Annotated in this window: 12 protein-coding genes; 5 read left to right on the plus strand and 7 right to left on the minus strand. The window is 63.1% G+C overall.

All coding sequences use genetic code 11. The annotated features are described in order from the left end of the window. The first annotated feature begins 5 nt into the window (after window positions 1-5). Together Q7S58_RS02070 and Q7S58_RS02075 are read left to right on the plus strand one after the other, a co-directional pair. Window positions 6-455, plus strand: a complete 450-nt coding sequence (locus Q7S58_RS02070) for a Zn-ribbon domain-containing OB-fold protein (RefSeq protein WP_304820294.1) — start codon at window positions 6-8, stop codon at window positions 453-455. A gap of 38 nt (window positions 456-493) precedes the next feature. After that, window positions 494-1,693: a CaiB/BaiF CoA-transferase family protein gene (locus Q7S58_RS02075; protein ID WP_304820295.1), complete on the plus strand. Its 1,200-nt coding sequence runs from the start codon at window positions 494-496 to the stop codon at window positions 1,691-1,693. Window positions 1,694-1,702: 9 nt separating this feature from the next. On the opposite strand, the gene Q7S58_RS02080 is transcribed toward Q7S58_RS02075, so the two are convergent. The 5 genes from Q7S58_RS02080 to Q7S58_RS02100 form a co-directional block, all read right to left on the minus strand. Further along, window positions 1,703-2,494, minus strand: a complete 792-nt coding sequence (locus Q7S58_RS02080; RefSeq protein ID WP_304820297.1) for an enoyl-CoA hydratase/isomerase family protein — start codon at window positions 2,492-2,494, stop codon at window positions 1,703-1,705. Between the two features lie 21 nt (window positions 2,495-2,515). After that, window positions 2,516-3,382, minus strand: a complete 867-nt coding sequence (locus Q7S58_RS02085) for a CoA ester lyase (protein ID WP_304820299.1) — start codon at window positions 3,380-3,382, stop codon at window positions 2,516-2,518. Window positions 3,383-3,447: 65 nt separating this feature from the next. Next, window positions 3,448-4,326, minus strand: coding sequence for a phytanoyl-CoA dioxygenase family protein (locus tag Q7S58_RS02090; protein WP_304820301.1), 879 nt, complete (start codon window positions 4,324-4,326; stop codon window positions 3,448-3,450). 86 nt (window positions 4,327-4,412) lie between these two features. Continuing rightward, complete coding sequence (locus Q7S58_RS02095) at window positions 4,413-4,832, minus strand: PKD domain-containing protein (RefSeq protein WP_304820303.1); 420 nt, start codon at window positions 4,830-4,832, stop codon at window positions 4,413-4,415. Between the two features lie 66 nt (window positions 4,833-4,898). Beyond that, a complete protein-coding gene (locus tag Q7S58_RS02100) occupies window positions 4,899-5,684 on the minus strand; it encodes an SDR family NAD(P)-dependent oxidoreductase (protein WP_304820305.1) in 786 nt (261 codons plus the stop codon). On the opposite strand from Q7S58_RS02100, the gene Q7S58_RS02105 reads away from it, so the two are divergent. Then, window positions 5,683-5,859 carry a hypothetical protein gene (locus Q7S58_RS02105; protein WP_304820307.1) on the plus strand — a complete coding sequence of 59 codons (177 nt, stop codon included), beginning with the start codon at window positions 5,683-5,685 and terminating at the stop codon, window positions 5,857-5,859. The two genes, Q7S58_RS02100 and Q7S58_RS02105, sit on opposite strands and share 2 nt — an antisense overlap. Window positions 5,860-5,870: 11 nt before the next feature. Next, window positions 5,871-6,740 carry an alpha/beta fold hydrolase gene (locus tag Q7S58_RS02110; RefSeq protein WP_304820309.1) on the plus strand — a complete coding sequence of 290 codons (870 nt, stop codon included), beginning with the start codon at window positions 5,871-5,873 and terminating at the stop codon, window positions 6,738-6,740. An 18-nt stretch (window positions 6,741-6,758) separates the two neighbouring features. Here the strand turns inward: Q7S58_RS02110 and Q7S58_RS02115 are convergent, their stop codons facing one another. Together Q7S58_RS02115 and Q7S58_RS02120 are read right to left on the minus strand one after the other, a co-directional pair. After that, window positions 6,759-7,100, minus strand: coding sequence for a hypothetical protein (locus Q7S58_RS02115; RefSeq protein ID WP_304820311.1), 342 nt, complete (start codon window positions 7,098-7,100; stop codon window positions 6,759-6,761). Window positions 7,101-7,210: 110 nt separating this feature from the next. Beyond that, entirely contained in the window at window positions 7,211-11,002 is a 3,792-nt protein-coding gene (locus Q7S58_RS02120; protein WP_304820313.1) for a hypothetical protein, read from the minus strand. Between the two features lie 140 nt (window positions 11,003-11,142). On the opposite strand from Q7S58_RS02120, the gene abc-f reads away from it, so the two are divergent. Beyond that, a partial coding sequence (gene abc-f / locus Q7S58_RS02125; protein WP_304820315.1) for a ribosomal protection-like ABC-F family protein occupies window positions 11,143-13,056 on the plus strand: 1,914 nt, incomplete at its 3' end.

Genomic DNA, 13,056 nt, shown 5'->3' on the forward strand with positions numbered 1-13,056 from the left:
TAACGATGCCCAGCGAACAGCACGCGACAAAATACGCACTGCCAGAAGGACTTCCCGCTCCTCAGGCAACGCGCGACGGTCTCGATAAAGAATTCTGGGAGGCCGCGAGGCGGCATCAACTGGTGGTGCAGCGATGCAACGAATGCGCGACGTTTCAGTTCGGCCCCGAGTGGATTTGTCATCACTGCCGCTCGAGCAATGTCGGATGGGAGCGTGTGTCGGGACGCGGGCGGGTCTATAGCTGGGAGCGCGTGTGGCATCCGGTGCATCCGGCGCTGCGCGACGCGTGCCCGTACATGGTGGTGCTGGTCGAATTGCCCGACGCGGGAAACGTGCGAATGGTCGGCAATCTCATTGGCGACGCGCGCGAGGAACTGACTATTGGAACTACAGTCGAAGTAGTATTCGAAGATCACGAACAAGGATTTACGCTGGTGCAGTGGAAGCGAGCGTAACGTCACGCGCGCGCGCAATCGAATCAAGGAGCAGCTCAATGGCCGGTCCGCTTAGCGGAATCAAGGTACTCGATCTCACCAAGCTCGCGCCCGGACCGTATTGCACGATGATACTGGGCGACATGGGCGCCGACATCATCAAGATCGAAGAGCCGGGTCCGCCGACTGGGCGCCGCGCAGAACAGGCTGGCGGAGCGAAGCGAATGGATACCGGCGGCGACGGTCCCTCGTTCAACGCGCTGAGTCGCAATAAGCGATCGATCGGGATCAATTTCAAGAGCGAAGCGGGGAGGCAAGTCTATTTTCGGCTGGCCGATCAGGCCGACGTGGTGGTCGAGGAGTATCGTCCGGGCGTCGCGGATCGACTAGGGATTGGTTACAGCATACTGTCGGTGCGCAATCCGAGGCTGATCTACTGCGCGATCACCGGCTTCGGGCAGACGGGGCCATATCGCAATCTGGTCGGCCACGACATCAACTACATCGCGACTGCGGGCGTGCTGTCGTTGATGGGCCGCGATGCCGACGGGCCACCGACGATTCCGCACAACTTGATCGCCGACTACGCGGGTGGCGGGATGCATGGCGCGATCGGCGTGATGGCGGCGTTGATTGCGCGGTACCAAACCGGACGGGGCCAGTACGTCGATATCTCGATGATGGATGGCAGCCTCGCGCTGCTGGCGCAGGCGTTTTCGACATACTTCGCGAATCATAAAATTCCGCGGCGCGGCGAAGCGTCCGACGACGGCGGCATCCCGCACTACGATTGCTATTTGACGAAGGACGGCAAGTACATCACGGTGGCGGCGATCGAGCCGTGGTTCTTCGCCAATCTGTGCCGGCTGATTGGCCGCGAGGATTTGATTCCGCACGAATTCAGCCGAGACAAGCGCGACGAACTGCGCCAGAGCCTGATCGACACATTCAAGACGAAGACGCGCGACGAATGGTTCGAGATTATGAGCAAGACCGACATCTGCGCCGGCAAGATGCTCACGCTCGATGAAGTGCCGAACGATCCGCAGGTCAAAGCGCGCAACATGATCGTCGAAATTGATGGTCCGAACGGCCAGAAGATCAAACAGGTCGGAATTTCGGTGAAGCTTTCCGATACGCCCGGCGAGATTAGATCACTCGGGCCGTCGCTCGGACAGCATACCGACGAGATCCTCGGCGGGCTCGGCTACGCCGCGTCAGACATCGCGAAGTGGCGCGAGGAAGGCGCGATCAAGTAGCGCGCCGATTCACTTCTGGTCCTTGAAAATGCGCGCGTAGGTGGCCTGCGAGGCCGCCGCCGCTTGCTGCGCTTGGCGTCGTTCGTCGGAAGTCGCCATGCCCGCGATCAGTTTGCGTTCGTATTTGAGCGCGTCGGTCAAAGGAAGCTCGACGCCGGTGTTGATGAGAATCTTCGCAGCCTTCAGTGCGTAAGCGGCGCGCTCGATAAACACGCGCGCCATCTCCTCGCACGCGCCGATGAGTTGCGCGGCCGGCACGACGCGATTCACGAGTCCTACGCGGTACGCATCCTGCGCGGTCCACGGCAATCCGCTGAAGATCATTTCCTTGGCGAATCCCGCACCGACCAGGCGCGGCAAGCGCTGAGTTCCACCGCCAGCGGGCAGTGCGCCGAAACGAATTTCGGGCAGGCCGATCGTCGCGGTGTCGGCAATCACGCGGATATCGCACGCCAGCGCGATCTCGCATCCGCCGCCCATCGCAGCGCCGTTAATCGCCGCTATCACCGGCACGCGGCAAGTCTCGAGCGCCGTGATGAAATCGCGCCGCGGGAACGCCGCTCCGCCGAGTCCGCCCTTCTGCACCGCGGGATCGCGCAAGTCTGCGCCGCCGCAGAAATGCCGCTCGCCCGCGCCGGTCACGATTATCACGCGGCACGCGCTGTCCGCCTCGACGTCTTCCACCGCGCCGAGCACATCGTGCGCGAGTTGCGCGCTGATGGTGTTGGCGCGTTCCGGCCGATTCAGCGTGAGGTACGCGATGCCGTCTTTCTTGTCGAGCAGTACCGTTTCGTAGGCCATCTTCGATTCCCCCGCGACCAGCTATTTTCGCGCTTGCGCCATCGCGATCACGCGATGCGCCTGTTTGAGATGCGGCATATCGAGCATCTTGCCGTCGAGTCCGACCGTGCCGACGCCGGCAGCGAACGCCGCGATGACGCGGTTGGCGTATTCGACATCTTCCGGCGATGGAGTGAATGCGCGATTGATTGGCTCGACCTGATCAGGATGAATCGCGATTTTGCCGGTGAAGCCGGCGCGGCGCGCGGCCTGCGATTCCTTGAACAGCGCCTCGGAATCTTTGAAGTTCGTGAACACGGTGTCGATCGGCTCGACATCGGCGGATTTGGCGGCGAGCAGGCATAGCGAGCGCGCCAGCTTGAAGGTGAATTCTAGGTCGCCATTCTCGTCGCGATTGGTGCTCGCACCGACGGCCGCCGAAAGATCTTCGGCGCCCCAGGTGAGGCCCCAGAGCCGTTTGGTGGAGCCCGCGTAGCCGCCGAGCGTGAACATCGCAGCCGCGGTTTCGGTGGCGACCGCCATGATGCGTATCGAGCCGGCCTCGATGCCTTCGCGAACTTCGAGCGCCGAGAGATAGTGATCGAGCAGCATCGCATCGTTGGCCGAGGTGGTCTTCGGCAGCAGGATTCCGTCGGGCGTGCCCGCGACGATCGCGGCCAAATCGGGCAGCGCTTTCTCGTCGGACAATGGATTGATGCGAACCCAAAGCTGAGTCCGCGTGCGATCGCGATGACTGCTCAAGTATTCGCGCACCATCCCGCGCGCGATGCCGATTCGATCGGCCGCGACCGCATCTTCGAGATCGAGCACGAGTGCGTCAGCCGCGGAGCCCTCGGCCTTGATGAACTTCCTCTCGCTGTCACCGGGGACGAAAAGAAAAGATCGCATGATGCGTAACCTCGTGTTGGATTGCGCGCGGACAACCGTTGTCAATCTCGATGCGGAGCGCGATTTCAGTTGCGGGGGCGCAGCTTGGGAAATCCCGGATGCCTGAACGGATCGCCCGGCGACAACGTGGCATAGAGATCGCCCATCGGACTGTTGCTCTCGCCCACGCGCGGTCCATCCTTACCGACCCTGGGATGCTCGCCCTTGGAACCCGCGCCGACGGGACGCTGAGCGAAGACCGCATCCTCGCCGAAGAAGCGCAGCGAGAGCGTGCGGCGGCTGGTGCCGGGATGCGTCGGCGCGCCGCCGTGGAGCATCCGCGGATGAAAGATCAGCACGTCGCCGGGCTCGATCGCCCACGACACGATGTCAAAGCGATCGCGATTGCCTTCGATATCCGGCAGGCGCGGCATAGTGCCGTCGCCATAAAGAGGCGCGGTGTCGTCGCCCGGATCGAAGCGCGAACCGTCGTACAGCACGCCGCGATGCGAGCCGCGCACGAACTCGAGCGAATCGTCGCGCGAAACCGCCCCGAACGAGATCCACATCACGGCGATCTGCGCGCCTTCGATCGGCAGATACGACGAATCCTGATGCCACGGCGTGCGCCGGCTCTCGCCGCCCTCTTTCAGAAACACCTGCTCGTACATGAACCAGACATCGGGCGCGCCCCACAGTTTCGCGACGAAGTCGGCCGCGTTCGAGTCTTCGGTCAGGCGCCGATAGCCGGTCAACACGTCGGGGTTAAGCAAATCCTGATAGAAGCGGCCAGGCGCTTTTGGCGTGCCCTCGAACTGCGAGTGATTCGGGCCGGGATGACTCAGGCTCCAGTCGAACGCCGCGCGCGCCATGCGCATCGAGTCGGCGTCGAGCGCACGTCGCACGCAAATCGCGCCGTCGTTTTTCAATTGTGTGGCAAATGACGCCCATACCTGATCGCTCATGAATCAATCCTCCAAGCTGGTCTCCTAGCTTACGACGTTCGGCTGAAATGATGAATCGAAACGCGTCGATCGAAACGCATCGACGATCATCGCGTGGCCGGTTGCACCAGCACGCCGGCGAAGCCGGTTGCCTGATGGCCGTCGCTGGTGGTCGCCGTGACCGTCACGACGTAACTGCCCGGCGTTTTGTACGTGTGAAACAGCGCCGTGGGCGGCAGCGCCGAGACCTGGCCGTCGCCAAAATTCCAGCGGAACATCGTGAACGGCGCTCCCTCCGGATTGCTGCTGCCGACCATGAAGCCGACGAACAGCGGCGCCGCGCCGTAGCCCGGCAGCGCCTGCACCGTGAGCTGCGGAATGTGCGGGATGTTCATCGGCGTGCGCGTCGGGACCGGGCCGGCTTCGTTCTGCGCGCGCACGCCGGCGCCCATCGACGCGAGCGCGATGAATATCGCACCGAGTGCGGCGACGAGCGAAATTTTGCGGAACAGAAATTTTCTCGGCATCAACTAACTAATGTTCACGACATCAACTGACTAATGCAACTGACTAGTATTGGATCGCGGCACTGACTATTGCATCGTGATTCCGCCGTCGGGATGCAGAATCGAGCCGGTGTAGTAGCGCCCCTCTTCGCTGGCCAGGAAAAGCGCCGTATTCGCGACGTCAACCGGCTCGCCCATCCTGTTCATCGGCACGCGCTGCATCAGCGGTGTCACGTCGGGCAAATTCTGGATTTCGGCGGTCATCGGCGTCTTGATGAAGCCGGGGCCGATCGCGTTGGCGGTGATGTTGTAGGGAGCGAGTTCGGTTGCGAGCACTTTGGTGAGCATCCAGACGCCGGCTTTGCTGACGGCGTATTCGCCGACGCCGGGCGTGGGCAAGCGCGCGGCGGCGGAAGCGATATTGATAATTCTGCCGCCCTTGCCCGCTTTGATCATCGCCTTTGCGCAGGCGCGATCGGTCAGGAACACGCCGTCGAGATTTACGCTCAGAACTTTTTTCCAATTGGCGAAAGATTTCTCGCTCAGCAGCATGATATCGGCTTTGCCTTCTTCGCCGTAATGCGCGTGCGAGATACCGGCGGCTGCGACGACGATATCCACGCCGCCGAGTTCCTTGACCATGCGATCGACCATCGCATTCACTTGCGCTTCGTCGCTGGTATCGACCTGATGCGCGATTGCTTTGCGACCGAGTTGGCGGACTGAAGCTGCGGTTTCCTCGGCGGCGGCGAGATGGCGATCAGCGACGAAGACGTTGGCGCCCTCTTCGGCGAATCGAATTGAAGTGGCGCGGCCGATTCCGCTCGCGCCGCCAGTGATCAGCGCATTTTTGTTTTCGAGTCTGAGTGCCATGAGAATCTCCTACGATGAACGCGGCGCCGAAGCCGCATCCGAATCGAGCCGCGAGCTATCGAGCTATCAAGCGCTAGTTATCACGGCGCGCGTGCAGCCCGCCAGCATCGCGGACGATCGCCGCGTCGCGCATCGCTCCGCACCGATTCTATGCTCACTCAATCGCGTCCACTAAGATGCCTGGTCATGGCACATGAGCAAGCGGCTACCGTCGTCTCGGAGCCGACCCACCGGTACTTCGAGGTTGACGGACTCAAGCTTCATTACCTGGATTGGGGCGGAGAGCAGGAGCGGCACACGTTCGTATTGCTGCACGGAGGCGGCGCGCACGTTCACTGGTGGGACAGCGTCGCGCCGCTACTGACGCCGTACGGGCGCGTCGTGGCGCTGGATTTTCGCGGGCATGGCCGCAGCCAATGGTCGCGTCCGCCGAGTTACGGACCGCCGGCGTATATGAACGATACGCGCGCGCTAATCGAGAGCCTCGGCGCGCGCGTGATCCTGGTCGGGCATTCGATGGGCGGCGCGGTGGCGCAATGGGTCGCGGTGACGCATCCCGAGATGATCGAAGCACTGATCGTTGTCGATGCGCCGCACGGGCCGCCGCCGCTGATGCGGCGGCTGATGTGGCGATGGCGCCGGCGGTCGCATGGCGGCAAGCGGCCCGAGTTGCGGTCCGCGCACGACGTCATCAAGAAATTCAGGCTGTCGCCGCCGGAGACCAATCTTTCGCGGCTCGAACTCGAGCAACTCGCGCTCGCGGGAGCGGAACAATTGCCGAGCGGTGCGTGGGCGTTTCGATTCGATCCCGAGACTCGCGCATGGCGCAAAAATCGCGGCAGGATGACCAAGCCGAAGATCAAGAATCTCAAGATGCCGACGCTGCTGCTCCGCGGCGAGCACAGTGGACTCGTGAGTCCGCGTCATGTCAAACGGATGAATCGGAAGATCAAAGGCTCGGTGCTGAAGGAAATTCCGCGCGCGTATCATCACGTGCCGCTGGACAATCCAGCCGACACCGCGGCGGCGATTATCGAGTTCGTCGATAAGCTGTGAGAGAGGGCCGGCGACCGTTTACGCGCGCAGCAGGAAGTCGCTCAGATCCATCGCGAAAACTCCGTCGCTCAGCGTCATCGATTTGGGCGTGCGCTTGAGGCTCAGTTTCTCGATATCCTGTTCACGCGGCAGAACGTACACGATATCGCCGGAACTGAGTGAGAACACACGCACCCGCTCCTGCCCGCGGCGTTCCTGACCCGCCACTTCATACGAGCTGACGTGAAAGACAAAACCGCGTGCGCGAAACAGCGGATTGTCGCATTCCTCGATGATGCCCACGAAGATGCGCGTGTTGTCGTCCTTGAACACGCGCTTGTCGATAAGCACGATCCGGTCGTCAGTGCGAAGTGCGGGCATCGTGGGATTCCTCCGGCGCTCGAAGCTCGTCAGCGAGTGGTCATTTTACTCGATAGCGAACTGCAACACGATGCGCCGCTGCGTCGCACTGGCGCGATTCCCGGATAGTCTCACGCGCTCAGCGCCATTTCGCTCTGCGCCGTCCAGCCGCGCACGACGTCGCTGAATTCGCGCGCGCGAATCAGGTCGAGTCCGAAGCGAATCGGCAGCGAGCGCGGCAGCACGTCGATAGCCTCGCGTCCGCCGGCGCGCAACGCGAGCCGGTCGAGCACGCGCGCCACCACGGTCCTCCGCTGTCCGCGCAGATAGACGTCGTTGTAGATTTTCACGATCAATTCGGCCGCGAGCCGCACCGTATCGGACAGGCTCATCGTGTCGGCGGCGAACTGGTCGAGCGCCTGCTTGAGCGGGAATTGATCGGGATTCCACGTCGCGACCGATCCCGCGCGCATCAACGTCTCGACCGTCAGCATCGTGAACGAGTAGCCCCAGCCGGCCAGCTTGGTGCTGGCAGTGGCGAGTTCCGCGGGATCGAGATTGCCGGCCTGTGCGCGGGCCTTCAGCGCGGCTTCGGTCCATACGCGGCGCACGCCAAACTCGCTGCGCGCGAGGTTCGCGAGGATGCGATCGTCGGTCCAGAGCAGATGCCCCGGCATCGACGCGGCGACAATACTCTCGGCGCCATGACGTCCGAACAAATCGATCAGGCGCTGGCGCCGCTCCTGATCGATCGAGGCCAGCACCGCGCCATCGCAAACGCGGCAAATCGTCTGCAACTGATCGGCGAGCGCCTTCAACTGGACATTGGCGGGCTTGCCGTTGCCGTCGGCGCCGTTCAGCGCGGCGGAGAAACCCGCCGGCAGCCGCATCAGATTGTCGTCGAAAGCGAGGCGGCGCAACTCGGTCAACGTGGTTTGAGTGATCGCAAACTGACGCGGCCACGACGGAAGCAGGCTTAAGCGCCCGAGCATGCAAAGCGTGGCGATCGCGCTGAGATCGAGCACGACGGCGTTAGCGCGCTCGAATGCCTGAAGTGCGGCTTCGAGTTCCTCAGCCGCGCCGGTGCAGCACTTGATCGGCGAATCGGGCCGCTGCGCGAGCGTGAAGATGGTCTGCAGGTCGTTCAGATTGAGTTGCTCAGCGAGCGCGTGAATCGGCACCGGCTGCGTCGCGTACACGTGCTCGGCGTGCTTCAGGAGATCGTCGCGGCGGCCGGACGCGCCATCGAACAGCGGTGCGAACCCGTCGCGCATCTCGCTCCACGGAATGACCTCGGGCCGCGGATACGCGATTTCGATTTCAGCCTGAGCCGGAAATCGCGCCTGCCAGTTGTTCAGACAATCCATGTAGCGCCACGCGTATTTGCTCATCAAGATTTTGACTACGGCGCTGCGGCGGCTGAAGCGGCCCTCCGGCAATTGAAACTTGTCGCTGACTTTCTTGCCTCTGATCGCGCGCGTCATCGGATGCTGCGGACCGAATTCGTCGAGCGATTCGTCGGCGTCGTTCGTTTCCTCAAGTATGATCCACCGATCGACGGTGGAGTTTTCCTCGACGAAGCATACCGCAGCGCCGGGTCCGGCCGTGTCGAAGTCGGCGACGTGCGGCATCGGGCCGATCGGGCCGAGTGCGGCGAGATACGCGCGATGCGCGCCGAGGCTGTTCGGCTGGCGGCGCAGCAAGTCGTACGCATAGCTGAGCGCCTCGTTGGCGCGGCCGGCATCGCGCATGAACTGCACGGCCGAGCGCGCGAGGCTGGAGGGAATTTCGCGCGTCGAGGGCATCGATTCGGGATCCGTCGCAACCATTTCCATTTTGCCGAGGCGCGCCGCGATGATCGATCGTCGCAACTTCAGCACTCGATCATCGGGATGATCGCGGACCAGGTCCGACAATGCGTTCAGCGCGGCCTCAGGATCGTTGCGCTCGAGCTTGTCGAGATCCGCGGGCAGTCCGGCGATTTCAGGCGGCTGCTCGGGATGCCACAGTTTCATGATATCGGCGACGATGTCCTCGCGGCCGAGGCGATTCGCGGAGTCGAGCAGACGGCGCGTGTCGGGACCGGCTGCATCGCTTTGCGAAAGGCGCTGCCACAGCGGAAGCGCGTCGCGATAGCGACCAAGGTCGTGCAGCAGTGCCGCGAGCTTGCGGCATACGTCGGGAGCGGTGTCGTCGGTGAGATCGGCCAGCGCTTCGACGGCGAGGCGCGACGCCTGCTCGAATTTACCCTGTGCGAGGCGCAGATTCGCGCGCAACGTGAGGATCGTCAGGCGCGAGAGCTTGGCGGGCGGAATCGAGGACAGCAGCGCGTCCGCTTCATGAAAGCGCTCGAGGCTGGCGAGCGATTCGACGGCGCACGCAACCGCAAACGGCAGGTCGCCGGCCGGGATCGCGTCGGGACGCGGCAGCGCGCGGAGCAGCAAATCGGCGGCCTCGTGCAAGTCGCCGGGCAGGTCGCGCTCGCGGAGCGCGACGGCGAGGTGATACTCAGTGTCCTCGCGTCCGCCGACCGCCGCGGCGCGCCGCAGAATTTCGATCGCCTGATCGAGGTTGCCGCGCGTGCGCAGCACGATTCCGTACTCGCAGAGGCCGTTGGCGTCCTCGCGCTCGAGCCCGTGCGCCTGCTCGATATCGCGGCCGGCGCCTTCCGTATCGTGCAGCGCGATTCGCGCCTGCGCGCGGCCGATCAGCGCCTGCACCTCGCTCGACGTCGCGCCTTCATTTTGCGCCAGCGTCATCGCTTGGGAGAAGCAGTGCTCGGCCTCGCGGATGCGGGCTTCATCGTTATGCGCAGGCGCGTCGGCCGCGCCGGCTGAAGTCGCAGCAATTTCATTGAGCAGGATCGCCTGGCCGAGCACCAGCCACGGAATCGAGTTGGACGGCAACGCCGCGCTCGCGAGACGCGAGTAACGTTCGGCGCTGTCGAAGTTGCCGGCGAGCAGCGCGCGGCGCGCCATCACGACGGCGATCTCCGGATCGGATGCGAGTTCGGGCGCGAGTTCCTGCTCGATCGTTTTCGCGTCGAAGGTTTGCGGCGCATTGTTGAGCCACAGCGCGACCGCGCGGCCGCTCGACGGAAACTGCTTGCGGAGCTTGTCCGCCAATGCGAAAGCGCGCTCGCGCTCACCGAGCAGTTCGTGGGCCAGCGCTTCGTTGGTGCACGCGTTCTCGTCGTCGGGCTGGAGCGATTTGGCAGCGATGAACAACATCGCCGCTTTGCGCCGTTCGCCTTCCTTCAGATACGCGGCGCCCAGATACGACAGCACGCGGAACCTGCTTGGATTGGATAGCTGGCTCCATTTCTGTTCGCGCAGCCTGAGCAGCGCCAGCCGTGCGAGTTGATACTGCCGGCTTTCGAGTAACGCCGCGGCGGCGAGGATCTCCTCTCCCAGCACGTCAGAAAACCCCGCCGCCGCGGGCTCGCACAAAGCTTCCAGATGAATTGCCGCGTCGGCGCGCGTCAGCGCCTGGCGTTTCGCGGCAGTGCCAAAATCAGTAGTCAGGCGCGGATACTCGTCGAGCAGCGCCTCGAGATCGTCCCAGGTCAGAACCTCGACCACCGAAATTGCGCCTGAACGATTTGCGCGATTAAACTCGTAGAGACTGCGCTGCAGACCCTCGGGCTTCGAAGCCGTGGTCGCGATCACGAAACGTCCGATTGGCAGCTTCATGCTCGCGGCCCGCTCGGCCGCATCCCGGATGTCGTTCAGCGCAAGCGCAGTGCGAGAATCGCGCAGATCGCATTTGACCGCCGCCAGGCGCGCCCGACCGCTGATCTCGATCAGATCGATCGCGCCTTGCGCGCGTTCCGGATCGCGCATCCGTTCAAGCTGAGGAAGTTGCCAGTGACGCCGCAGGAGCCGCAGACAGAGACGTTCGAACTCGTCCGCAGTTCTGGGCAACGGATAGCCTCGGGCGAATCGTGTAGTCATAGTGTATGATTTCATAACAGATTGGAGAGCGAGTGAAAAGCACTAAGATTGCTCTGACGCGAGAATCACTTTCGGCCGGTCAATACCGCTGTTAAGATTAAAAATTCACTATGCTGAGCCTCGATAACCTTTCCAAGTCGTTCGGCGGCCGCAAGATCCTGGACGGGGTCAACTGGTCGATGAACGACGACGCGCGGGTGGGATTGGTCGGCCTTAACGGCGCGGGCAAATCCACGCTGTTGCGCATGATCGCGGAAGTGGTGCAGCCCGATTCGGGACGAATCGCGCGGCCGCAGCGTTCGCGCGTCGGCTATCTCGCGCAGGACGCGCCCGAGATGGGCGGACGGACGGTGCTGCAGGAAACGCTGTCGGCGCTCGACCGGATGCAAGCGCTCGATTTCCGCCGACAGGAGCTCGAGCAGTTGCTCACCCGCGAACACTCGGGGCCGGCGCACGACGCCGCACTCGAGGAATTCGGCGAGGTGCTGACGGAACTCGAACGCCACGATTTTTACAGCGCCGAGAGCCGCGCCACCTCGGTGCTGTTCGGGCTCGGTTTCACGGACGGGGATTTGCATCGCGACGTCGCGGAATTCTCCGGCGGCATCCGGATGCGAATCGCGCTCGCGAAACTGCTGCTCGACGCGCCCGACTTCATGATGCTCGACGAGCCGACCAATCATCTCGATATCGAAGCGCGCAACTGGCTCGAGGATTTTCTGTGCGCATACCAGGGCGGCATCATCCTGGTCTCGCACGATCGCTATTTTCTCGACCGAGTCACCGTCCGCACAGTCGAAGTTTCGCGCGGGCGCCTCACGGAATATGTCGGCGGCTACTCGCGCTATCTCGAACTTCGCGATGAACGTTTCATCCTGGAAATGGCTGCCTACGAACGGCAACGCACGGAAATCGAGCACATCGAGAGTTTCATCAGCCGGTTCCGCTATCAGGCGAGCAAGGCGCGCCTGGTGCAGAGCCGCATCAAGCAACTCGAAAAAATCGAGCGCCTCGCGCCGCCGGAAGGATCACAAAAACCGCCCGCGATTTCGTTCCCGCGATGCGAGCGCAGCACGCGCCGCGTCTTCGAATTGAAAGGCGCGGTCAAGCGCTACGACGCGGTGACCGTGTACGACGGCGTCGATCTGATGATCGAGCGCGGCGCGCGATTGGCGCTGGTCGGGCCGAACGGCTCGGGCAAATCGACCATGATGAAGCTGCTGGCGGGCGTCGAAGAGATGTCAGGCGGCGAGCGAATCGTGGGCTCAAGCGTGCAGGCGGGATACTTCGCGCAGAATCTCGCCGAGTCGCTGAACTATGAAAAGACCGTGCTCGACGAACTCAGCGACAGCGCCGACTCGATGACGATGCCCGAGTTGCGCGCGCTGCTCGGCGCGATGCTCTTTTCGGGCGACGACGTTTACAAGCGCGTCGGCGTGTTGTCCGGCGGCGAGCGCGCGCGCCTCGCGCTGGCCAAAGTGCTCGCGCGTCCGTGCAACTGCCTACTGCTCGACGAGCCGACCAACAACCTTGATATCGTGGCCAAGGACACGCTGCTCGAGGCGTTGCGGCGCTTCCCCGGCACCGTGATTATCGTCAGCCACGATCGTTTCATCCTGAACGAGCTGGTGACCGAGGTGCTCGAAGTCGGCCAGGGGCACGCGCTTCGCTATCTCGGCAATTACGACGAGTATCTGGCGAAGAAGGCGCAGCTCGAGGCGGCGGCGATGCCGACGGCGGCATCGACGCAGACGCGAGCCTCGGCTCCGCGCGAACTCCGCGGCACCAACGGACAAGTCACGAGCACGAAGCATTCCTCACGATCGAATAACGGCGCTGCTCCGGCGAAAGTCGAAACGTCGAAGGAGGATCGCGAGGCGCATCGCAAGCGCGAGCGAAACACGCGGCAGCGCGTTCAGATCGAAGCGCGAATCGAGGAGAAGGAAACCGAGCGCGCATCGCTCGCGGCCGAGATGAACGATCCGAACTTTTACCTCGCGCGCAAAGACGCCAACGAATTGATC

Origin of the sequence: Candidatus Binatus sp. (genome assembly GCF_030646925.1) — a bacterium.
Lineage (GTDB): Bacteria > Desulfobacterota > Binatia > Binatales > Binataceae > Binatus.